Below are 22,583 nucleotides of genomic sequence, written 5' to 3'. Positions count from 1 at the left end.
TCAAAAAAGCCTGCAATTCGCAGGCTTTTTTGAGAGTTGTTCAGCAAACTTAGCGCTGAACTTTCAACTCAATTTCTTCAACACTGGTATGGCGCACATCTAGGCCTTTGACCATATAAATCACTTGCTCTGAAATATTACGTGCATGGTCACCAATACGTTCCAAAGAACGAAGCACCCACATCACATTAATCACACGCGTAATATGGCGCGGATCTTCAATCATATAGGTCATTAAAGTACGTGTTGCAGACTGATATTCACGGTCAATATCGGCATCAGCCAACAGTACTTTTAAAGCCTGATCTACATCCAAACGTGCAAAAGCATCTAAGGCATCATGAATCATGACTCTTACTTGGTTGCCAATATGACGGGTTTCCATATAACCGCGAGGTGAACCGCCCTCTTCACATAAGCTTTGGGCAATACGAGCAATTTTTGCTGCTTCATCACCAATTCGTTCTAAATCCGTATTGGCTTTGGACATGGCAATCACCATCCGCAAATCAATGGCTGCAGGATGACGTCGTGCCAAAATTAAGGTCAGCGCTTCATCAATTTCTGTTTCTAAACGATTCACTGCATTGTCTTGAAATTGCACATCAATCGCCATCGCGGCATCGGTATCCAATAAAGCATGGATTGCATTTGCCACCTGCTGTTCAACCAAACCACCCATGGTCATAAACTTCGTGTTTACACCCTGTAAATCTTCATTAAATTGAGACGAAATATGGTGATTTAAAATTGGGTTGTTTGGGCTCAATGCATGCACTCCACAGCAACAAATTTAGAGAATTTAATAGGCTCTATTAGAACATATCCATTATGAAGCTTTTATGACGACTTAAGGTTTATTTATACGCATATCGACCGTAGGTTGAGACAGCCAGATGTTCATTTCTTCAAGGTCAGTTTCACTCAACTTACCCACAGCCGCTTTAAGCTTCAATACATGAACCAAATAATCATATTTGGTATTTAAATAATCTTGCTTAGCAGAAAAAGCGTTACGCTGCGCCAATAGTACATCGACCATGGTTTTTAAGCCCTCACGGTACTGTGCTTGTGAAGCCTTCGACACCGTTGCAGAAGACTCCATTGCAGCTTTACGCGCTTGGATCTTCGTTTGATCTGTGTCTACCTGCATATAGGCTTGCTTGACATCCGTTGTGGCTTTACGGACAGCTGCGTCTAATTCTGCTTCACTTTTTTGCACATTCACTGCGGCTTGTTTAATCGACTTCTGCGTACGCCCACCCGTATACAGATTCCAATTCATTTCTACACCCACTTGGTTAAACTGACCATCTTGCGACATGATCGAGTTTGGGCTTTGCTTGGCATAACCATACGTACCAACAGCTTCAATTTGTGGGTAAAGTGCCGCTTTTTCGACACGCTTTTTATCTTCGGCATAACGTTGTTGCATACGTGCTTGCAAAATACCGAGGTTCTGCCCCATGGCTAAATCTTCCCAAGCCTGCATACTACTTGGAACAGGTTTCTGAAATTCAAAATCATCACGTAGCACGGCTAAATTTTCAGTATAAGGGCCAATCATTTGCTGGAGTTTTTCTTGTGCCAACACCAATTGTACTTGTGTGGCCATGCGGTTCGCCCGCGCATTTTGATACTGCGCATTGGCTTCACTCACATCGCTTTTAGCCACTAAGCCTTCTTTGAGCTTGGCATCCATCATTTTGAGCTGTTCAGATAGTGCTTTTTCTTCTTGTAAATTAGCCACGGTTAAAGCTTGCTGACGCAGTACATTAAAATAGGAATCCGCGACATTTAAAATATGATCTTGTCGTTGTAACCGAAGACTAATTTCACTCAAATTAATTGAGGTTTTGACTTGCTTTAACCCTTCCCATGCATCCCAGCGAAAAAGTGGCTGGCGAGCTGTTAAAGCAATTTGTTTACTGGTCACACTGCTAGGCATATTCAACCCTGCCGATGCACCTGATGTATTTTCACCTTGGTTTTTACGGGTCACATTGCCCGATAAGCTAATCGTGGGCAATAAATTGCCTGAAGCAATACCAAGGTTCAATTGATCGGCTTTATACTGCAACTGATTGGCTTGCCAAGTAGGATCAGACTGTTTTGCTCGTTCATAAGCATCGACCAAATCCAAGGCAGTGGCCCATGGACTTAAGAACAACGCACACGTACAGAGTAAGTAATTTATCTTCATTTTTTTTGGCAAATCCCTGCAATTCTTTATCGCTTCTTTGACATTCAATCTGAAGTCAAAGCAAATACTAAAGCGATTTATGCAATTTTCCGTATGATTTTTATTAATTTTTTACAGTGATTCTTATAATTTAGCGTATTTTCCTGAAATAATCATAAACGCTGACAACGCTGTAACAAAGCAATGCACAATACTACACATTCTTCATACTTTTGGCGCTATAAAATACCGACATTCTATCGGACAAATTTCAATTTTTTGTGACTGGGTGACTGTGTCTTTACGTTCTTTTTTTTCTGTTCCATACAGAATTCTCCTTATTGGTTGCATAATTGCAATGGTTGCCTGTCAGCAACAAGATGAGCCACACCCAATTAAAGAGCAAATTGAAACACCTAAAGTACAAAATACGGCAGTTGATCTCACGCTCATGTGCCAAAATATTAAAAAAAATATGGCTGAGATTAATGATCAGCGTACCACTTTTGCCCTAGAACAAATTAATCAAGATTTAAAAGTTTGCTTGCCTTTGCTTAATCTTGAGCAACAAAAAGCCTTATTAAGCCTATCCTTAAAAATGTACGATAACTTTTTACAAGTTACCCGTACCCCTGCACAGCAAATCGCCTTTGAGCGCTATGCGTTTGATATGGCACAACACCCCACCATTCATCAGAGTCATTTTGAACAGCTGACCGCCCGTGATCAATACTTACTCAAACATCAAGGACAAGCCTATGTCGAAGTGGTGGATGCAGGCAATGAACAACTGAGCTACCGTCGTAGCCCTGAATATCTGGCCCGGATTTTTGCGCCATATATGCCAGAGGCTGAAAAAGTATTTATTGAAAACTTGGCGCATCAAAATATTGAAACTGCTATTCAAGACAAAAGCCTGCTCATTGAACCCTTTGAAGTGGCACGGCGCGCGCTCTATTGGGAAGATTATATTCAACAATATCCACAAAGTAGCTACTTAAGTGATGCTAAATTGCTTCTCGCACAATATCGTTATTTTTTATTTATTGGTGCACCCAAAAGCCCCGTATCAGAAGGCTATCATGACCAATATTCTGTACAAGTAAGCTCTTGGGAGGAAATTGAAAAACTCTCCCAACGCCATGATTCTGAATTATCAAAATTGGCGAAGAAATTTATTCAGTTCTATCACATGAGCGAAGAGCAACGTAGACAAAAGATTCCTGCCCCCGCATCTGCAACTGCCGAACAACAATTGATACATTATCTTGATTTAACACGCCAAAACTCTAGCAAAGACTGTTTTAGTGATGCTATCTGTCTGTGATGTATACACATCATCACCTTGTTAAATCTTCGCAAAACATTTTTATCGTACTGATTACTGTCGCTTTGTGCTTTGTTTTTCAGCACAACTCCGCTAAAATTTGAGCATCGCTTGACGGAGCGCGGGTAATCTCCCGCTGAGATCACTTAAAAGTATTCCATGCTTTTAAAGGTGAGTACCGTTGAACCTGATCAGGTTAATACCTGCGTAGGAATCAAGCCAGCTAAAAACTGAAAGCCTATATGTTGTCTATTGGTCGGTAGAAATACCCTGCTTTTTACATATTTTTTATATGTTCAGGCGCGCCATGAGTCCAACTTGCCCTTCGTTTTTGGTCGTGCTTGATTCGTTGATGTCATTCATAAGGATCATTGCAATGAACCAATTAACGAATCTCACCGCTACAGATCTTTCTGCTCAACATGAGCAAGATGCCAAAGATCTCACTCGAATTTTACCTGCATCTCGTAAGGTATATCTCCAAGGCTCACGCCCAGATATACAAGTTCCCATGCGTGAAATTGCATTAACAGATACACCAACCGAGCAAGGCCTGGAAAAAAATCCGGCACTGATGGTCTATGACACCTCTGGCGTGTATACCGACCCAAATGTCAATATCGATCTCAATGTCGGCTTACCTCATGTGCGTGAAGCTTGGATTGCCGAACGTAACGACACAGAATGTTTAGACACACTCAGCTCTAAATTTGGCCAAGAACGCCTACGTGACATTCGTACGGCAGAGATTCGCTTTGCACACATACAAAAACCACGCCGCGCAAAAGCTGGAAAAAATGTAACGCAAATGCATTATGCCAAACAAGGCATTATTACCCCAGAAATGGAATACATCGCAATTCGTGAAAACCAACGCCAAAGCGAAGGTGTTGATATGCGCCAGCATGCAGGTCAAAACTTTGGCGCACATAATTTAATGGAAATCACACCTGAATTTGTGCGTAAAGAAGTCGCTGAAGGCCGCGCGATTATTCCAGCCAATATTAATCACCCTGAAATTGAACCGATGATTATTGGTCGTAATTTTTTAGTCAAAATTAATGCCAATATTGGCAACTCGGCATTGGGTTCAAGCATTGATGAAGAAGTTGCCAAAATGACTTGGGCTACCCGCTGGGGGGCCGACACGATTATGGACCTATCAACCGGCAAAAATATTCATGAAACCCGTGAATGGATTATTCGTAATTCTCCTGTACCCATTGGCACAGTACCAATTTACCAAGCCTTAGAAAAAGTAAATGGTGTTGCAGAAGACTTAAACTGGGAAATCTTTAAAGACACCTTAATTGAACAAGCCGAACAAGGCGTCGATTACTTTACCATTCATGCTGGGGTGCTATTGCGCTATGTGCCAATGACCGCTAACCGCCTCACAGGGATAGTCTCTCGTGGTGGGTCCATCATGGCACAGTGGTGTTTGGCACATCATCAAGAAAACTTCCTCTACACACATTTTGATGAAATTTGTGAAATTATGAAAGCCTATGATGTTTCCTTTAGTTTAGGTGATGGTTTACGTCCAGGTTGCATACAAGATGCCAATGATGAAGCGCAGTTTAGTGAATTACGCACACTCGGCGAACTGACACATCGCGCATGGGAACATGATGTTCAGGTGATGATTGAAGGTCCAGGTCATGTACCTATGCACATGATTAAGGAAAATATGGACTTACAACTTGAAGTCTGCCAAGAAGCACCTTTCTATACACTCGGCCCTTTAACCACTGATATTGCACCAGGCTATGACCATATTACTTCCGCAATTGGCGCAGCCATGATTGGTTGGTACGGTACAGCCATGCTTTGCTATGTTACACCGAAAGAGCACTTGGGCTTACCCAATAAAAAAGATGTAAAAGACGGCATTATTACCTACAAAATTGCAGCCCATGCTGCCGACTTAGCCAAGGGCCATCCGGGTGCGCAGGCACGTGACAATGCGCTTTCTAAAGCCCGTTTTGAATTCCGCTGGGAAGACCAATTCAACTTAAGCTTAGATCCTGACACAGCCCGAAGCATGCATGATGAAACCATGCCAAAAGACGCACATAAATCTGCGCACTTCTGTTCAATGTGCGGACCTAAGTTCTGTTCTATGAAAATTACACAAAATGTACGTGAATATGCCAAGGCAAATAGTTCCAGCCAAAGCACTGAAATGCATACATTAAATCAAAAAATTGAACATGGATTTAGTGAAATGAAAGCCGTTTATCAGGAACATGGCCAAAAATTATACTCCAAAGTATAATTGACACAAAAAATCTTTTATCTTCGAGTCATTCTCAGTTAGGATGAAAAACAGCTGTTTTTCATCCTAATAAAGCTTATGAATATTATTAAACAAGCCTCTTATAATCAGAATAATTTTACGATAGAAAGCCGTGAGCATGTCTTCAAAGGATTTATTCAAGTTGAAAAAGTCAGCTTACGTTACCGCTTATTTAATCAAGAACAATATAGTCGCACTTTGGCGCGTGAACTCATTCAACGCAAAGAAGCCGCAGGCGTGTTATTGTATAGTCCAACACAACAAAAAATTGGCTTAATTGAACAATTTCGTATCGGTGCAATTGATGATGTAGATTCTGCATGGCAACTCGAAGTCATTGCAGGCGTATTAGATGGAAAAGAATCACCTGAAAGCTGTATTCGCCGTGAAAGTCTTGAAGAATCAGGCTGTGAAATCGACCAGCTTCAGCATTTATTTACCTTCTATCCTTCTGCGGGCGCTTGCTCTGAAATTTTTCATTTATATGCTGCAGCCACACAACTACCCGAACACGGTGGTATTTTTGGCTTAGAAGAAGAAGGTGAAAATATTCAGCTTCATCTGATCGATTACACTGATATTCCAGCATTATTAACCAATGGTCGGTTAAAGAATGCGCCTGTCATAATGGCCTTGCAATGGTTACAAATGCAGATAAATACTATGAAGAATGTCTAAGGGGAAGGACATGCCTCTCATTAATAATAATGATCAACACAAGCACGATCCCGTGTTTGATTGGACCATCATTCAAATATCAGATACACATCTGATGGATCAGCACGAGTTAGATTTTGTCTCAGTCAATCCTGAGCAAAGTTTTCACGACGTGATGTATCACATTCAGCAACAAGTGCCACATATCGATGCGATTGTTCACACAGGTGACCTCGCACAAGTCCCTGTTGCTGAAACCTATAACCGTTATTTGCAATTTATGACTGGATTAGATATTCCCCATTATCAAATTCCAGGCAATCATGACTGTACAGACATATTTCCATTCCATTTGCAGCAAGATCAGGCACATATTTTACATTATGGTGCTTGGAGTCTAATTTTGCTCAATAGTGCGGTCAAAGACAAAGTCGATGGTTGGATCAGCGAAGTACAATTACAACAATTACATCAGCTTCTGAGTGATCATCCGCAGCAGCATATTTTGATTGCTTGCCATCACCACCCCTTTGCGATGGAATCTGCATGGATTGATCAGCATAAACTCAAAAATGCGACGCATTTGATGGATGTGATTTCACAGCACAGTAATGTCAAAATTGTGATCTGTGGACACGTGCATCAAGACTCAATGAATACATGGAATAATATTCAATTTTTATCGACACCTTCGACCAGTATCCAGTTTAAACCACATAGCCAAACCTTTGCTTTAGATCAAGTTTTACCTGGATATAGAGTGATACGCTTAAAGAATAATGGCGAATTTGAAACCGAAGTACATCGTGTTGCTTTATCGCAGCCACAAATAAATGTCGAAATTTCAGGTTATTAACTTTTCAATTTGTTTTTTTTCTATTACTTTATGTCCTCAAATGGAAAAGTGATATAAAACATCCAGACATCTGGGACTATCAAAAAGGAAAAAAAGTCTATATGATGACGACCCCCACAGGAGGAAACTCCTTGAAAGGGTGGATATAACATGCATATCACCATATTTTTTGCGTATAACCATTTACGTATATGATGAGGAATGCCCTATATGGCGAATGATAACCAAAATCAAGTTTTAGACGAACAAACTGATGTTGCAGAAGAGAAGTCTGTAAAACGCGTACGCAAAACTAAGCCAAAGTCGGCTGATGGCGGTTCTACTGCAAGCTTATTTGGTATTGAACCTTATCAGCCGAAGAAAAATGAAGAATACATGTCAGAAGGCCAACTTCAACATTTCCGCAATATTTTACTTGCGTGGAAATCTGAGTTGATGTCTGAAGTAGACCGTACGCTAAATACAATGCAGGATGAAAACACTGCACTTCCTGATGTTAACGACCGTGCTACACAAGAAGAAGAGTTTGCGATTGAATTACGTACACGTGACCGTGAACGCAAATTGATTCGTAAAATTGAGCAATCAATTGAAGCAATTAAAAACGATGACTACGGTTTTTGTGAAACTTGTGGTATCGAAATTGGCTTGCGTCGTTTAGAAGCACGCCCAACTGCGACTCTTTGTATTGACTGTAAGACTTTGGCAGAGATCAAAGAGAAGCAAAATAACGGTTAATTCATGTTATTGAGTAATGCATCCCTCCCCCTTCCTTTAAATCAGGAAGGGAAAGAAGTGAATTACGTGGGTCGGTTTGCGCCATCGCCAACCGGCCCTTTGCATTTTGGGTCTTTAATTACTGCTGTTGCAAGCTATTGCGAAGCCCGCGCTCAGCAAGGTTCATGGCTGGTTCGGATTGAAGATACCGACATCCCCCGCATTTATCCTGGCAGTGAAGCGCATATTTTACGTGCCATAGATGCCTTTGAATTTGATCCAGATAGCAACATCATTTTTCAAAAAGACCGCTTAGACATTTATGAAGACGTGATTCAGCAATTACATGCTCAAGGCTTGGTCTATGCTTGCCAATGCACACGTAAAATGCTCGGTTCTAATCATATTTATCAAGGCACGTGCAGAGACCTACAGCTTGATTTAGCCCATCAAGCCATTCGGGTTAAAGTGTCAGATCAAGTCATCCAATTTACAGACCCAATTCAAGGTACGCATCAATCGAATTTAAAATTTGATTTAGGTGATTTCGTGCTAAAACGCCGTGACGGCATTATTAATTACCAATTGGCTGTTGTTGTCGACGATCATTTGCAAGGGATCACGCATGTGGTGCGTGGTGCCGATTTACTCGACAACACCGAGCGACAAATCTGGTTGGGTCAACTTTTGGGCTATGCGCCACTGCAGTATATGCACTTGCCGCTTGCCATGAATGATCAAAGGCAAAAACTTTCTAAGCAAAATATGGCCGAAGCTTTAGATTTAAGCCAACCTTCGCAATTGCTACAACGTGCACTCAAAGCTTTACATCAACCCGAAGTAGAACTCGACCGCCCTGCACGTATGCTCCAACAAGCGGTTGCACAGTGGTCAAGTACATATATTCCACATCAAACTATGCTCGAAGGTATTTACACCTAAAAACACACCGCTACGCCTGTGTATTACCTTTCTATACTGTTATAACCTAGATTTTTTAAACTGTATCCATCTTTTATACGGCGCTTATTACGCTCATTCTGTGTATACACCTAGGGCAAAGCTGAACATTCGCCCACACGGGCATAAAAATGCCGAGTACGGTTTTCACCCTACTCGGCTGATCGATTCAACTTTAAACGGCTTAGAAGCTCGATTCTTCTTTACTTGGGTTTACTTGATTGGTCGTGCTTTCAATCTTAAGGATTAAACTCATCATCACCGCACACATAATTAAAGATGAACCACCATAACTAATAAAAGGCAAGGTTAAACCTTTTGTTGGTAGCATCCCCATGTTCATGCCCGCATTCACCAAAATTTGCAGTAAGAAAATAATACTAATGCCATAAGCCAAATAGCCTGCACGCAAGTATTGATTACGTAAGGCACGATGACCAATTTTAATACTGCAGACCACCAGTGTGAATGACAGAATCATCACGGTGGTAATCCCCATAAAGCCGAACTCTTCACCCAAAATAGCCAACATAAAGTCAGTATGTGCTTCAGGTAAATAGGACATTTTTTGGATACTATGACCGAGACCAACCCCAAACCATTCACCACGACCAAAAGCCATCAACGCATTAGAGAGCTGATAACCTGTGCCCAGCGGATCGGCCCAAGGATTGGTAAACGATAAGGCACGTTGTAAACGATAAGGCTCAAAGACAATCGCGACAATTAAGCCCACCACAATAAAGGCCATGAACGCGATAAACTGTACAGCAGGCGCGCCTGCCAAAAAGAATACGCCTAAAATCATCAAGACAATTACAGCGGTTGCCCCTAAGTCGGGCTCAGCCAAAATTAGGCCGACCGTGATAATCATGACCCCACCTAAGCGCACTAAGCCAGAGACGCTATTACGCACCTCCTCTGCCCTTCGTACCACATAATCGGCGGTGAAAATGGCCATCATCACCTTCGCCACTTCCGAAGCCTGTAAGGTAAAGCCTGCAATTTTAATCCATCGGGTGGAACCATTGACTTCTGTACCAGCGACCAACACCACGGCCAGCAGTAAAATGGTTAATATCCAAAATGGAAAAGTATTATTAAACCAGACATTTAAAGGGACTTTATATACTGCATAAGCCGCCATAGAAGCAGCTAAAATTGAAATCCCATGTCGCGTGATATAGTGAAATGGATTTTCATGTAAACGTGCAGCATACGGCATAGACGCCGATGCCACCATAATTGAACCAATACACAGCAATGCCAATACACTAAATATGAGCACATTACGTGTGGTAATTTCGGCGGGCACACGTGGTGCCCAGCGCTCATATACCTCGGTAATTTTAGTTATGGTCGTCTGAGCTAACCCAGCCATACAACTTTCCTTATCATTTTTTTAAGCCAATGCGTTCACGCAGTCGACAAACTGATGGCCGCGTTCACTATATCCTTTAAACATATCAAAACTTGCACATGCAGGTGATAGTAGTACGACATCATACGCTTGAGCATGTTGTTGGCACAGTTCAACTGCTTGTTTTAAAGTTTCAGCATGTACTAATGTGGTTGTTCCTGTAATTGCTTTTTCAATAATTGGGCGGTCTTCACCAATGAGTACTGCAACCTTGGCATATTTTTGTAGCGAATCACGCAGTGCAGTAAAATCCTGCCCTTTGCCTTGACCGCCTAAAATAATGACCACTTTACCGCCTTTGGCCTCAATGGCAGCCCCTAAGCCATCCACTGCGGCCAATGTCGCGCCAATATTGGTGCCTTTTGAGTCGTTGTAATAACGCACATCATGCAATTCTTTCACGAACTCACAGCGATGCTCTAAACCTTTAAAGGTTTTTAGGGTATTTAACATACTGTCTAGGCTTAGGCCAATTGCTTCGCCTAATGCTAAACATGCCAATGCATTCGCAACATTATGCGTGCCCTGAATATACATGTCTGCACTATTGAGTAAACGCTCACGACCACGTGCCAACCAAATAGTGCCATCATCGTCTTTCAACACACCAAATTGATTGATATCAGGTGCATTTAAGCCAAAGCTTTGCATTGGGGTAGCATCTGGCACCAACGGACGTGTTAAAGAGTCGTCGCGGTTAAATACAACTTTTTTCACAGCTTGAAAGATTCTGTGCTTTGCTGTGTGATAACCCATCATATCGCCATGGCGGTCTAAATGATCTTCACTCATATTGAGCACTACAGCCACTTCAGCAGCCAAATTGGATGTGGTTTCGAGTTGGAAGCTTGAGAGTTCAAGCACATAAAGCTCAGGATCATCTTTGGTTAAATCCAAAGCGGGACGACCCAAGTTACCACCCACAGCCACTTTTTTACCTGCATCAGCAGCCATTAAGCCAAATAAAGTGGTTACCGTACTTTTCGCATTTGAACCTGTAATGGCAACAATTGGTTTATCTGTTGCACGGCGTAAAATTTGAATTTCACTCACCACAGGAATGCCTTTTGCAACCGCGGCTTGTATTTCTGCTAATTTTGGATCGAGCCCTGGGCTAATGACAATTTCTTCAGCTTGTAATAACAATTCTTGATCTAATTGGCCAAAACTGGTTTGTACATCACTGGGAATTTGGTCGTGTCCAGGTGGCGTTTCTCGAGAGTCTGTTACTGCAACACGGTAGCCTTTGTCATGTAAGAAATTAACTGCTGCAACACCAGATATTCCGAGCCCAGCAACGACTTTTAATCCACCACGTTGTATTAACATTTTTGCCTCTGTTTATGGTCTATTTTACAACTGTGGAAATGTTAGCACTTTGCTGTTTTGAATGCTTTTTCTGTTTTAACTTTATGATGGTTTTTTTGTGTCGGCGCGTAAAAAAACCGTCATAAAAATGACGGTTTTCTTTTACACAGCATATTTTCAATGGCTAAAGCAATTACTTCCATTTAACCGCCTGTACTTGCTCTTTTTGAGGGCGTGCTTCTTCTGTAGCAGAACAACCACAACTCCCACCACAACCCGCAACCGCAGCAGGTTTTAACCATGTTGCCAGTTTTGACCAACCACGGCGTGCACAAGCTTTTGAAATAGACGTGAAGACTGAGTTCGATGTTTGAGGAAATACCTTTTTAAACACCACGACAGCACTCCAAATGACCAAAGCAGCCACAATTAGAATTTCAATCATCTCAATCTCCTTTTACCATCAAAGTAAAATGTTTTAATCTAAATTTTTAACCTAAATAATGCGATGCAATTTGATAGGTCAAAAATGACATGAAATATGCCAAACCAAACAGGTAAATCGTCATGAATGTAACTGTTTTCATTGAGCCTGTTTCACGTTTCACTGTTGCCAATGTCGCTAAGCAATGCGGTGCATAAATAAACCAAACGAGCAGTGACAAACCTGTTGCCAATGACCAGCTTAAGTCACCCGTACTGATGAGTGTTGATAGCCCTTGTGCCACAGCATCATCGTCTGCTGCAGATAAGGCATATACCGTACCTAAAGCAGCCACAACCACTTCACGTGCAGCCATTGCTGGAATTAAGGCAATACAAATCTGCCAATTAAACCCAAGTGGTGCAAAAATAGGTTGCATTAAATGCCCAAGCATCCCTGCAAATGAATAATCGATATCTGGCAGCGTTGCACCTTCTGGCGGTTGAGGGAAGGTACACAAGAACCACAATAAAATTGAAAGCGCAAAGATAATACCGCCCACACGCTTTAAGAAGATTTTGGCGCGATCCAATAGACCAATCCAAACACTCTTAAAATCTGGAATACGATAACTTGGTAATTCCATTAAAAGTGCATGTTGTGATTTATCTTTTTGGAAGAATTTAAGTACGGTCGCAACCAATAAAGCACTCACAATCCCTGCTGCATATAAGCCAAACAGTACCAAGCCTTGTAGATTGAACACTCCCCAAACCATTTTTTCTGGAATAAAAGCAGAAATCAGTAGCGCATAAACAGGTAAGCGTGCCGAACAGGTCATCAGTGGCGCAACAAAAATCGTGGTTAAACGATCACGTGGGTCGCTAATGCTTCGAGTTGCCATAATGCCAGGTACGGCGCATGCAAAACTTGATAGCAATGGAATGAAGGCACGGCCACTTAAGCCAGCTTTATACATCAACTTGTCTAAAAGGAATGCGGCACGAGGTAAATAACCCGATTCTTCTAAAACCAAAATAAAGAAGAAAAGAATTAAAATCTGTGGCAAGAAGACTACAACACCACCTGCACCCGCAATAATGCCGTCGACCACCAAACTATTGAGCATTGGGTGTGAAATATAAGCACCAACGGTTTCGCCAAACCAACCAAAGAAGCCTTCAATACCATCCATAAATGGCGCAGCCCATGCAAAGACCGCTTGGAATACCACAAACATCATCACAGCAAGGCTAATCAAGCCAAACACAGGATGTAAAAATATTTTATCTAAAAAGTCAGAACGCTTATCTTCTTGGTCTACATACACCACTACATCTTTTAAGATGTTTTCGATTTGTGCATGAACAGAATCTGCTTTGCCCACGTCACTCAACGCAGCATCAGGTGTTCTAAAGGTGCCTGCATCCAGCGCACCCATGAGATTTTCAATGCCTGCATTACGTACAGCCACTGTTTCTACCACTGGAATACCCAAACGCTGAGAAAGTTTTTGCGTATTAATCTGCATGCCACGACGACGTGCTTCATCCATCATATTCAATACCAGTAGAATAGGACGTTTCAGCTCAATCATTTCCATGACAAGGCCCAAATGCAGTTTTAAGTTTGTGGCATCCACCACACATAAAAATGCATCTTGTTGGCCTTCTTCTGCAATTTTACCTTGCACCACATCACGAGTAATCGCTTCATCGGGACTGGTCGCATTTAGGCTATAAGTACCCGGTAAATCCAGCACACGTACAGGCTTACCTGAAGGCAATACAAATTGACCAACCTTACGTTCAACGGTTACACCCGCATAGTTCGCAACTTTTTGGCGCGTACCCGTTAAATGGTTAAATAATGAGGTTTTACCGCAGTTGGGATTCCCGACTAAAGCAATACGAAGAGCATCACTCATGCTGACGCCCCTTCAAGCAAAATTTCAATTTTTTCGGCTTCGACTTTACGTAAAGCAAAACGCGTAAATCCAACTTGAATTAAAATAGGATCACCACCAAAAATGCCTTTGGTGATAACTTGTACTTTCGTACCCGCAACAAAACCCAACGTTTCTAGGCGACTTGCTACTAAATCAGTCTGAGTTTCGCCATCCAAAGTACGATTTACTTTGCTAATGATGGCAGTTTGTTTGACTTTTAAATCAGATAAACGCACCGCATCCAACCCTTAAATATTTTGAACAGTATACAAACAAATGAGAATAATTACCAAATCAGATACGATAATGATTCGCATCTGTTATAGCACATTGATTACTAAGAATTGTTACAATACATTTGATAAAATCAATCATCACCATCGGTTATATTCATTAATTCTGAGTGCGTCATGCTAAATAAAAAACCTCGTATTCCAACTCCTGTTAGCATTCCGGAACACTATAGTTTTTTAAAAGGTTATCGAGACGATTTAATCGCACAGACCGTTAGCCCGCACACGCGAAATGCCTATTTATCGGATTTAATCCAATGTAGTGAATGCCTTACTCACCCAATGCCGACGTGGTCTGCAGACGATATTTCTGATGTTTTATTACATCTAACGCAACAGGGTAAAAGCCCACGCTCAATTGCTCGTTGCTTATCTGCCATGCGTTCGTTTTTTAAATTTCTGAGAGAGCAAAAACTGCGTAGTGACAACCCTGTCAGCACACATAAAACCCCAAAACTCGGTCGAGCTCTGCCCAAGGATTTGTCTGAAGCCGATGTAGAAGCACTTATTTTGGCACCCGATATTCAAACCGCTTTAGGTTTACGTGATCGTGCCATGTTAGAAGTGCTCTATGCCTGTGGCCTACGTGTGACGGAACTCTTAAATTTAAGATTAGAGTTGATGAATCTGAAGCAAGGCTATATTCGCATTGTCGGTAAAGGCAATAAAGAACGCTTGGTGCCCATGGGTCAGGCTGCCTGTGAATGGGTCGAAAAATATCTCAATGAATCACGACCACAACTCTATAAAACTGCGACTGACTATGTGTTTTTAACGCAACTGGGCGGGATTATGAGTCGACAAAATTTTTGGTACGCCATTAAACGTTACGCCTTACAAGCAGGCATACAAGCAGAACTTTCACCACATACATTACGCCATGCCTTTGCGACACATTTACTGAATCATGGTGCAGACCTACGTGTGGTACAAATGTTATTAGGTCATAGTGATTTATCAACCACACAAATTTACACCCATGTGGCGCAAGTCCGTATGCAACAGCTCCATGCTCAGTTTCATCCACGCGCTTAACGGTATGGCATATCAGACCAAGAAGTTTTTTTCACACCCGATTTTTTTGCTATGCTAGCTCACCTGTTTTTTAAAAAGCGAAAAGAAAAGGGTTTTTTATGCTATTTACCCGTTCAAAAATTGTGATCGCATGTACACTTGCTACAGGCCTTGCTTTAAGTGCTTGCAGCAAATCAAATAATGATGAAGAAAAACAAGCGCCTTTAACCGCAAGTGCGCCAGCAACGGGCGAAGCCTCTACCCTTTCAGAACGCAATCAACAGCAACGTCTCATTCAGACCCTGCAAGAAGGCCTGAAAAAAGCCAACATTACTGCCAAAATTAGCAGTGTAAAAGCCACCGAAGTCCCAAATTTATTCTGGGTAAGCTTTGAAGGCATGTCTTCTGTGTATGCCACAGCCGACGGCAAATACATTATTCAAGGTGATGTCATCCGCTTAGGTGACAAAACTTTGCATAATGTCAGCGAAAGTTTGCAGTCTGAAGTGACCAAAAAAGAATTAGCAAAACTCAAAACTGAAGATCTCATTGTTTACAAAGCAAAAGGTAAAACACAGCATGTGATCTACGTCTTTACCGATGCAAGCTGTCCGTATTGCCATAAACTGCATGAACATTTAGATGAGATTACCAGCAAAGGCATCGAAGTTCGCTATATTGCATGGCCACGTGGTGACCAATTTGTGCCGGCAATGGAAAGTGTTTGGTGTAGTGCAAACCGTCAAGAAGCCTTCAATCAAGCGATTTCAGGGGTTCAACTCCCTCCTGCATCATGCAAAAACCCAGTCCGCGACATGTACAAATTGGGTCTGAATATTGGCGTAAATGGCACTCCTGCAATTTATAATACCGACGGTGTTTATTTGGGTGGCTACATGGAGCCTAGCGAATTAATTGGACGCTTAAATAAATAAAATTTATTGATTAAATTACTGTTTTTTATAGATAGATATAAATTTGTGAATCTCCTAGAGTCATAGGCTTTTTTTAGCTATGATCTAGGTTCACTTAAAAAATTTGCTGAAATAAATGGAGTGTGACGTGAAACCAGTTCGTCTGGCAATCCTCGGTCTTGGTACTGTGGGTGGTGGTGCCCTTAAACTACTAAAAGAAAATGCTGCTGAGATTAAACGTCGCACCGGTCGTGAAATTGAAATTACCCATGTGGGAACGCGTCGCCCGCGTCCTGACCTTGATTTACCTGCATCAGTTCAACAAAGCGCAGATCTTTTAGAGATCGTTCGCCAACCTGATGTCGATGTTGTCATTGAGGTTATGGGGGGTATTCACCCTGCGTATGAAGTGATCAAAGAAGCTATTTTACACGGTAAGCAAATCGTGACAGCCAACAAAGCCCTGCTCGCAGAGCACGGTAATGAGCTGTTCAAACTGGCTGATGATCATCATGTACAAATTGCCTATGAAGCTGCAGTCGCTGGCGGTATTCCAATTATTAAAGTCATGCGTGAAGGCTTGGCTGCCAACAAAATTGATTGGTTAGCTGGCATTATCAATGGTACAGGCAACTTCATTTTGACTGAAATGCGCGAAAAAGGCCGTGCCTTTGCCGACGTACTCAAAGAAGCGCAAGAGCTTGGTTATGCAGAAGCAGATCCAACTTTTGACGTTGAAGGCATTGATGCTGCACATAAGCTTACACTTCTTGCATCTATCGCTTTTGGTATTCCATTGCAATTTGACAAAGTCTTCACTGAAGGCATTAGCAAAGTGACTGCACAAGATGTGAAATATGCTGAAGATTTAGGTTTCCGCATTAAACACTTGGGTATTGCACGCCGTGCAGCAAACGGTATCGAATTACGTGTACACCCGACGCTGATTCCAGAAGAACAGCTGATTGCCAATGTAAATGGCGTGAAAAATGCTGTATTAGTACAAGCCAATGCCGTTGGTCCAACACTTTACTATGGCGCTGGCGCTGGTGCAGGCCCTACAGCTTCTGCAGTTGTTGCTGACGTTGTCGATATCGTACGTGACATCTCTTATACCGAAGATGGTGCAGGGACTATTCCGCAATTAGCTTTTGAAAGCTTAAGCGATTTACCTATTCTGCCACGCGAAGAAATGACAACAGGTTACTACATCCGTATTAATGCTGAAGACCAAACTGGTGTTTTAGCTGAAGTGACCACTATTTTAAGCCGTGCAGGCATTAGCATTGATGCCATCATGCAACAATCGCGCTTAAAAGACCTTATTCCTATCGTGATTCTGACCGATCCAGTGAAAGAATCTAAAATGGATGAAGCCCTTCAACAAATTCAAGCATTGCCTGTCATTCATGGCGAAATTGTACGAATTCGTTTAGAATCGCTTGATAATTAATCGGGTTAAGGGGAAATTCTCCCCTTACCAAGCTCTATACACAATTGGAACATCATCATGTCGAATGCCAATCGTTATACTGGTTTAGTTGACCGCTATCGCGACCGTTTACCAGTGTCTGCCACTACTAAAGCGATTTCTTTAGGTGAAGGTAATACCCCACTGATTAAACTTGCAAATATTCCGCGTTTAATTGGCAAAAATGTTGAAATTTATGTGAAGTACGAAGGCTTAAACCCGACTGGTTCATTTAAAGACCGTGGTATGACCATGGCGGTAACAAAAGCTGTTGAAGAAGGCTCAAAAGCAATTATCTGTGCATCTACAGGTAATACCTCAGCAGCTGCAGCCGCTTATGCTGCACGCGCTGGCATCAAAGCATTCGTTTTAATCCCTGAAGGCAAAATTGCCATGGGTAAAATGGCGCAAGCAATGATGTATGGTGCTATCACCATGCAAATCCGCGGTAACTTTGACGATGGCATGCGCCTAGTGAAAGAAGTTGCAGATCAAGCACCTGTAACCATCGTAAACTCAATCAACCCATACCGTTTGCAAGGTCAAAAAACCATTGCTTACGAAATCGTTGATGAACTCGGTCGTGCACCAGACTACCACTGCTTACCTGTAGGTAACGCAGGTAACATCACTGCACACTGGATGGGTTATACAGAAGCTGTTGCAAACCAACCTGTAGGTGAGTTTGAACAAGTGATTTACGATGCAGCAACTGACGCCTTCACTGGCCCTAAACCAGAAGGTTTACCAGTGATGGTGGGCTATCAAGCATCTGGCGCCGCACCATTCCTACGTGGCGCACCTGTAGCAAATCCAGAAACAATTGCAACAGCAATTCGTATTGGTAACCCACAAAGCTGGAACCATGCAAAAGCAGTTGTACGCGATTCTCAAGGTTGGTTTGATGAACTGACTGATGCTGAAATTTTAGATGCACAGCGTATGCTTTCGATGTATGAGGGCGTATTTGTTGAGCCTGCATCTGCAGCATCAATTGGTGGTGCAATCCGCGACCTTAAAGCAGGTAAAATCCCTGAAGGTTCTGTGATCGTATGTACCGTAACAGGTAATGGTTTGAAAGACCCTGATACTGCAATCAAACAATGCTCTGATGCCGTAATGTTGTCAATCGATGCAACAATGGATCAAGTTCGTGATTCAATTTTGTCAAATATGTAATCACATATTTGATTGAATAAAGAAAACCCTGCACTAGCAGGGTTTTTTCATGGGCTAAATTTAGCCTGAAAACAAAAAGCTCAAGTTGAGTAAGAAGTTAAGCCTTAAATTCGTTTTGGTAACTGAGTTACCCAAGTCATTAAGCGCGTTGCATCATCTGTACGTGCTTGAGAGGTATCGGCTCCCAGTAACACAACAACAGCTGGACGATTATTTAATGTTGTATGCATCACAACACAGCGCCCTGCTTCATTGATATAGCCTGTTTTAGAAATATTAATATTCCAACCACCATTACGCACTAAGGCATTGGTATTATTGGATTTGAGTACACGGTAGCCCAAGTTAAAGTCATAACTTGGTGTGGTAGAAAACTGACGGATTAAACCATATTGCGATGCTGTATTCACCAAAATCGCCAAATCACGCGCTGAAGCGACATTGCCCGGATGTAGACCTGTAGACTCGACATAATGCGTGCTGGTCATGCCCAATGAACGCGCTTTGGCATTCATCGCGCTATAAAATGCACTACGACCACCCGGATAAGTACGTGCCAAAGCCGATGCTGCTGGGTTCTCTGACTTCATTAGCGCCAGTAACAATGCTTCTGCACGATTCATGCTATCGCCGGCACGTAAAGTCGAACTTGAGCTCTTACAGCCAGAACATGAAAAATCACCTTGCTGTAAGGTAATATTTTCAGACATGTTTAAGCGGGCATCTGAAATAACCACGGCTGTCATCAACTTGGTAATCGATGCAATAGAACGCGCAACATTACTGTTTTTACTGTACAGCACTTCGCCTGTTTGACCATCCATCACAATCGCCGCACGTGCATTAATGCTCGGTTGGTTGGCATAATTATTGGTATCCACAATACGTACCGTTTGTGACGGTGCATTTTGTGTCGTTACGCCATTCGAACTACGCACACTGGTGGTGATTTTGGTCGAACCCTGTGGTGATGGCTCATCTGTAGCAGATGAAACATCTTGATTTAAAAGTTGGCTGACATCATCAGATGACCAGCTCAAATTCGATTGACTCGTGTTTGGATTCATAATAATTTCAGCAAAGCTTACGGTGCTTATGCCAAATAAAAATGAAAAGCCCAACACGTGTGCGAATGATTTATTTAAATTCTTCACTTTTACTTACTCAACTCTATCTTAGTAATTTAGCTAAAAATTTGCCTATTACCATAAATATGCCTTACATTTAGGCACATAGCAGAACAATTTTTACCCACGACATTGTGTATCAAATATTTTCATCGTAGATAAGAATAGGATTGCTAATTTTGTCGTTTCATTGCAAGCTTATTTTGCTTTATGTAACAAAAAAGACATGTATAAAACAGAGGGAGAATGTCAGTGATCACAGTTTTGGTGGTAGACGATCATGAGTTGGTTCGTACAGGTATTTGTCGAATGCTAGAAGACCATGTCGATGTACAAGTGATTGGGCAAGCCGAATCTGGTGAAGAAGCGATTTCTCTGGTGCGTCAGCATCACCCCAATGTCGTACTTCTCGATGTGAATATGCCAGGTATTGGGGGTGTAGAAACCACACGACGTCTCTTACAAACAGCGCCTGACACCAAAGTGTTAGCCGTAAGTGGTCTTGCTGAAGAGCCTTATCCTTCCCTACTCCTAAAAGCAGGTGCGAAGGGCTATATCACCAAAGGTGCGCCTGTTACAGAAATGGTGCGTGCCATTAACAAAGTCATGCAAGGCGGTAAATACTTTAGTGCCGACATTGCAGAGCAATTGGCCAGCTCGTATTTATCTGACACTCAACAATCTCCTTTTGATGCACTTTCAGAACGTGAAATGCAAGTGGCGATGATGGTGGTCAATTGTATTAGCGCACAAGAGATTGCAGATAAGCTTTTTGTGAGTGTAAAAACCGTCAACACTTACCGTTACCGTATTTTTGAAAAATTAAATTTAGACAGTGACGTCAAATTAACTCACCTAGCCATTCGCTACGGCCTTATTAAACCTTAAAAAATACCAGTGCATCCTTTATGCCCCAGCCTTCTTATCATGCGGAATTAAATCAGTATCATCTCGGGCTGTGGTATAGCGCATATCGCTTCATTATCAGTACGGGCTTATTGCTGATTTTTATGCTGACTTATCGGCAGTTAAGTGTCGAATATCAGTATCCGCGCTTTTATTTATACGTCCTGAGCGCTTATGCATTAATCAGTAGCCTACAGTTTTTTTTAATGCGTGGCGTGCGTGCTTATATTCCCAAGCAACTGGTAAGCCTCTTTGCTGTCGATGTTACGGCGCTTAGCTTATTAACCTTGGCACTTGATGGTCCAAATTTACATATCAGCTTGCTGTTCGTCATTTGTATTTTTGCAGCTTCGCTTTTACTCAATGCACAAAAAGCTCTACTCATTACACTGATTGCCGTCATTAGTGTCGTTTACCAAGTATTTATTGGCTCCATTTTCGAGCTGACCTCACTGAAAAATATTGGTAATAGTGCTCTATTGGCCTTCTTATTTTTTGTGGTCTATGGAAGTGGACAAATTGCGATTCGTCGCTTCCAGATCATGGAAAATTTGAACTTTTCACAGTCCCTCGAATTAAACCAACTGCAAAATATTAACCGTTATATTTTAGAGCAAATTCAAACGGGCTATTTGGTGCTCGACCAAAACTGCCATGTGGTACTCAGCAATCCTGAAGCTTGTCATTTATTGGGCATTGCGCCGATGTATCGCTATGAAACACATCCACTGTATAAAACCCAACCCGACTTATTTGAGCTGATGAAATTTGAAGAACTGCCCGATGGCGATACATTCCAATTTCAATCACAACAAAGTCGCTTTCATATTCATGTTCGGGTACAAAAACTGAATGTGCCGCACCAGACCTTAACCTTACTGGTCTTGCAGGATGCACAAAAAATTAATCAGCATGTACAACAGCTAAAATTAGCAGCCCTTGGTCAGCTTTCTGCCAGTATTGCACATGAAATCCGTAATCCATTGGCGGCCATCGTTCAAGCCAATGATCTATTTTTAGATAGTGATCCATCACAACAAAAACTATTACATAGCATGATTGCTAAACAATCGGTGCGTATTGACCGTATTGTGCAAGACACGCTCAATATGGTGAAAAATAAAGAAACGCGCCCAATACTGATTCCATTAAAACACTTTATGCCTCAGCTCATTCAAGATGATCTTTCGGATATTCAAGATAAAATTCAACTGAATATGCGAGAGCCTGTGGCGATTCACTTTGATGAAGGTCAATTGCGCCAAGTCCTGATTAATTTGGTGCGCAATGCCATCCGACATAATGACCCCAGCACACCGCATATCGAATTAAATATTTATACATATCAAAAATATATACATATTGATGTGCGTGATTTCGGCCTTGGTGTTGCAGAACATGATCGATCTGCATTATTTCAACCATTTTTCAGTACCGAAATCACAGGAACTGGTTTAGGATTGTACCTAGCGCACAGTTTTTGCGAAGCAAATCAAGCACAGCTCACCTACGTAGAACAAAAAGAACAAGGGGCCTGTTTTAGAGTTTCTTGCTTAGCCGTGACCGTTTAATCGATTTTAT

The 22,583-nt window shown here is 41.9% G+C and carries 20 protein-coding genes and 1 riboswitch; of the genes, 12 read left to right on the top strand and 8 right to left on the bottom strand.

Translation table 11 applies throughout. The features are described 5' to 3' along the window. Positions 1 to 49: 49 nt before the first annotated feature. Both phoU and abuO read right to left on the bottom strand, forming a co-directional pair. A complete protein-coding gene (gene phoU / locus C9E88_RS01425) occupies positions 50 to 769 on the bottom strand; it encodes a phosphate signaling complex protein PhoU (protein ID WP_106984095.1) in 720 nt (239 codons plus the stop codon). 81 nt (positions 770 to 850) lie between these two features. Continuing rightward, positions 851 to 2,203 (bottom strand): multidrug efflux outer membrane protein AbuO, encoded by a 1,353-nt coding sequence (gene abuO / locus C9E88_RS01420; protein WP_106983881.1) that lies wholly within the window; start codon positions 2,201 to 2,203, stop codon positions 851 to 853. 337 nt (positions 2,204 to 2,540) lie between these two features. Here abuO and C9E88_RS01415 point away from each other — a divergent pair, with 337 nt between their 5' ends. The 6 genes from C9E88_RS01415 (at position 2,541) to gluQRS (ending at position 8,980) form a co-directional block, all read left to right on the top strand. Beyond that, complete coding sequence (locus C9E88_RS01415) at positions 2,541 to 3,509, top strand: hypothetical protein (protein ID WP_106983880.1); 969 nt, start codon at positions 2,541 to 2,543, stop codon at positions 3,507 to 3,509. A 105-nt stretch (positions 3,510 to 3,614) separates the two neighbouring features. After that, positions 3,615 to 3,740: riboswitch (TPP riboswitch) on the top strand. 145 nt (positions 3,741 to 3,885) lie between these two features. Further along, on the top strand, positions 3,886 to 5,787 hold the full coding sequence (gene thiC / locus C9E88_RS01410; RefSeq protein ID WP_106983879.1) for a phosphomethylpyrimidine synthase ThiC: 1,902 nt from the start codon (positions 3,886 to 3,888) through the stop codon (positions 5,785 to 5,787). Between the two features lie 78 nt (positions 5,788 to 5,865). After that, the gene (locus C9E88_RS01405; protein ID WP_106983878.1) at positions 5,866 to 6,486 is read left to right on the top strand and encodes an NUDIX domain-containing protein; all 621 of its coding nucleotides are present in this window, start codon (positions 5,866 to 5,868) and stop codon (positions 6,484 to 6,486) included. 10 nt (positions 6,487 to 6,496) lie between these two features. Continuing rightward, a complete protein-coding gene (cpdA, locus tag C9E88_RS01400) occupies positions 6,497 to 7,321 on the top strand; it encodes a 3',5'-cyclic-AMP phosphodiesterase (RefSeq protein WP_106983877.1) in 825 nt (274 codons plus the stop codon). Between the two features lie 210 nt (positions 7,322 to 7,531). Beyond that, positions 7,532 to 8,059: an RNA polymerase-binding protein DksA gene (gene dksA, locus C9E88_RS01395; protein WP_106983876.1), complete on the top strand. Its 528-nt coding sequence runs from the start codon at positions 7,532 to 7,534 to the stop codon at positions 8,057 to 8,059. A 3-nt stretch (positions 8,060 to 8,062) separates the two neighbouring features. After that, entirely contained in the window at positions 8,063 to 8,980 is a 918-nt protein-coding gene (gene gluQRS / locus C9E88_RS01390; RefSeq protein WP_106983875.1) for a tRNA glutamyl-Q(34) synthetase GluQRS, read from the top strand. Positions 8,981 to 9,182: 202 nt separating this feature from the next. Here the strand turns inward: gluQRS and ftsW are convergent, their stop codons facing one another. From ftsW to C9E88_RS01365, 5 genes are all read right to left on the bottom strand, one after another. Then, complete coding sequence (ftsW, locus tag C9E88_RS01385) at positions 9,183 to 10,379, bottom strand: putative lipid II flippase FtsW (RefSeq protein ID WP_106983874.1); 1,197 nt, start codon at positions 10,377 to 10,379, stop codon at positions 9,183 to 9,185. Between the two features lie 21 nt (positions 10,380 to 10,400). Next, complete coding sequence (gene murD, locus C9E88_RS01380) at positions 10,401 to 11,747, bottom strand: UDP-N-acetylmuramoyl-L-alanine--D-glutamate ligase (RefSeq protein WP_106983873.1); 1,347 nt, start codon at positions 11,745 to 11,747, stop codon at positions 10,401 to 10,403. 172 nt (positions 11,748 to 11,919) lie between these two features. Next, positions 11,920 to 12,171, bottom strand: coding sequence for a DUF6587 family protein (locus tag C9E88_RS01375; RefSeq protein WP_106983872.1), 252 nt, complete (start codon positions 12,169 to 12,171; stop codon positions 11,920 to 11,922). Between the two features lie 46 nt (positions 12,172 to 12,217). Continuing rightward, on the bottom strand, positions 12,218 to 14,077 hold the full coding sequence (gene feoB / locus C9E88_RS01370; protein WP_106983871.1) for a ferrous iron transporter B: 1,860 nt from the start codon (positions 14,075 to 14,077) through the stop codon (positions 12,218 to 12,220). Next, positions 14,074 to 14,334, bottom strand: coding sequence for a FeoA family protein (locus C9E88_RS01365; RefSeq protein ID WP_106983870.1), 261 nt, complete (start codon positions 14,332 to 14,334; stop codon positions 14,074 to 14,076). Before C9E88_RS01365 ends, feoB begins: the two co-directional genes overlap by 4 nt. Before the next feature lie 174 nt (positions 14,335 to 14,508). On the opposite strand from C9E88_RS01365, the gene xerD reads away from it, so the two are divergent. The 4 genes from xerD (at position 14,509) to thrC (ending at position 18,969) form a co-directional block, all read left to right on the top strand. Beyond that, positions 14,509 to 15,426 (top strand): site-specific tyrosine recombinase XerD, encoded by a 918-nt coding sequence (xerD, locus tag C9E88_RS01360; RefSeq protein WP_106983869.1) that lies wholly within the window; start codon positions 14,509 to 14,511, stop codon positions 15,424 to 15,426. Positions 15,427 to 15,524: 98 nt separating this feature from the next. Beyond that, the gene (locus C9E88_RS01355; RefSeq protein ID WP_106983868.1) at positions 15,525 to 16,340 is read left to right on the top strand and encodes a DsbC family protein; all 816 of its coding nucleotides are present in this window, start codon (positions 15,525 to 15,527) and stop codon (positions 16,338 to 16,340) included. 127 nt (positions 16,341 to 16,467) lie between these two features. Beyond that, positions 16,468 to 17,772 carry a homoserine dehydrogenase gene (locus tag C9E88_RS01350; protein WP_106984094.1) on the top strand — a complete coding sequence of 435 codons (1,305 nt, stop codon included), beginning with the start codon at positions 16,468 to 16,470 and terminating at the stop codon, positions 17,770 to 17,772. A gap of 57 nt (positions 17,773 to 17,829) precedes the next feature. Next, positions 17,830 to 18,969, top strand: coding sequence for a threonine synthase (gene thrC, locus C9E88_RS01345; protein WP_106983867.1), 1,140 nt, complete (start codon positions 17,830 to 17,832; stop codon positions 18,967 to 18,969). Positions 18,970 to 19,073: 104 nt separating this feature from the next. On the opposite strand, the gene C9E88_RS01340 is transcribed toward thrC, so the two are convergent. Continuing rightward, positions 19,074 to 20,123 carry a serine hydrolase family protein gene (locus C9E88_RS01340; protein WP_130125643.1) on the bottom strand — a complete coding sequence of 350 codons (1,050 nt, stop codon included), beginning with the start codon at positions 20,121 to 20,123 and terminating at the stop codon, positions 19,074 to 19,076. 225 nt (positions 20,124 to 20,348) lie between these two features. On the opposite strand from C9E88_RS01340, the gene gacA reads away from it, so the two are divergent. Then, complete coding sequence (gene gacA, locus C9E88_RS01335) at positions 20,349 to 20,984, top strand: response regulator transcription factor GacA (RefSeq protein WP_106984092.1); 636 nt, start codon at positions 20,349 to 20,351, stop codon at positions 20,982 to 20,984. 20 nt (positions 20,985 to 21,004) lie between these two features. Further along, complete coding sequence (locus tag C9E88_RS01330; protein WP_106983866.1) at positions 21,005 to 22,573, top strand: sensor histidine kinase; 1,569 nt, start codon at positions 21,005 to 21,007, stop codon at positions 22,571 to 22,573. Positions 22,574 to 22,583 lie beyond the last annotated feature (10 nt).

The organism is Acinetobacter cumulans, from assembly GCF_003024525.3.
In the GTDB taxonomy this organism is placed as follows: Bacteria; Pseudomonadota; Gammaproteobacteria; order Pseudomonadales; family Moraxellaceae; genus Acinetobacter; species Acinetobacter cumulans.
This window is presented reverse-complemented; position numbering and strand designations above follow the sequence as displayed.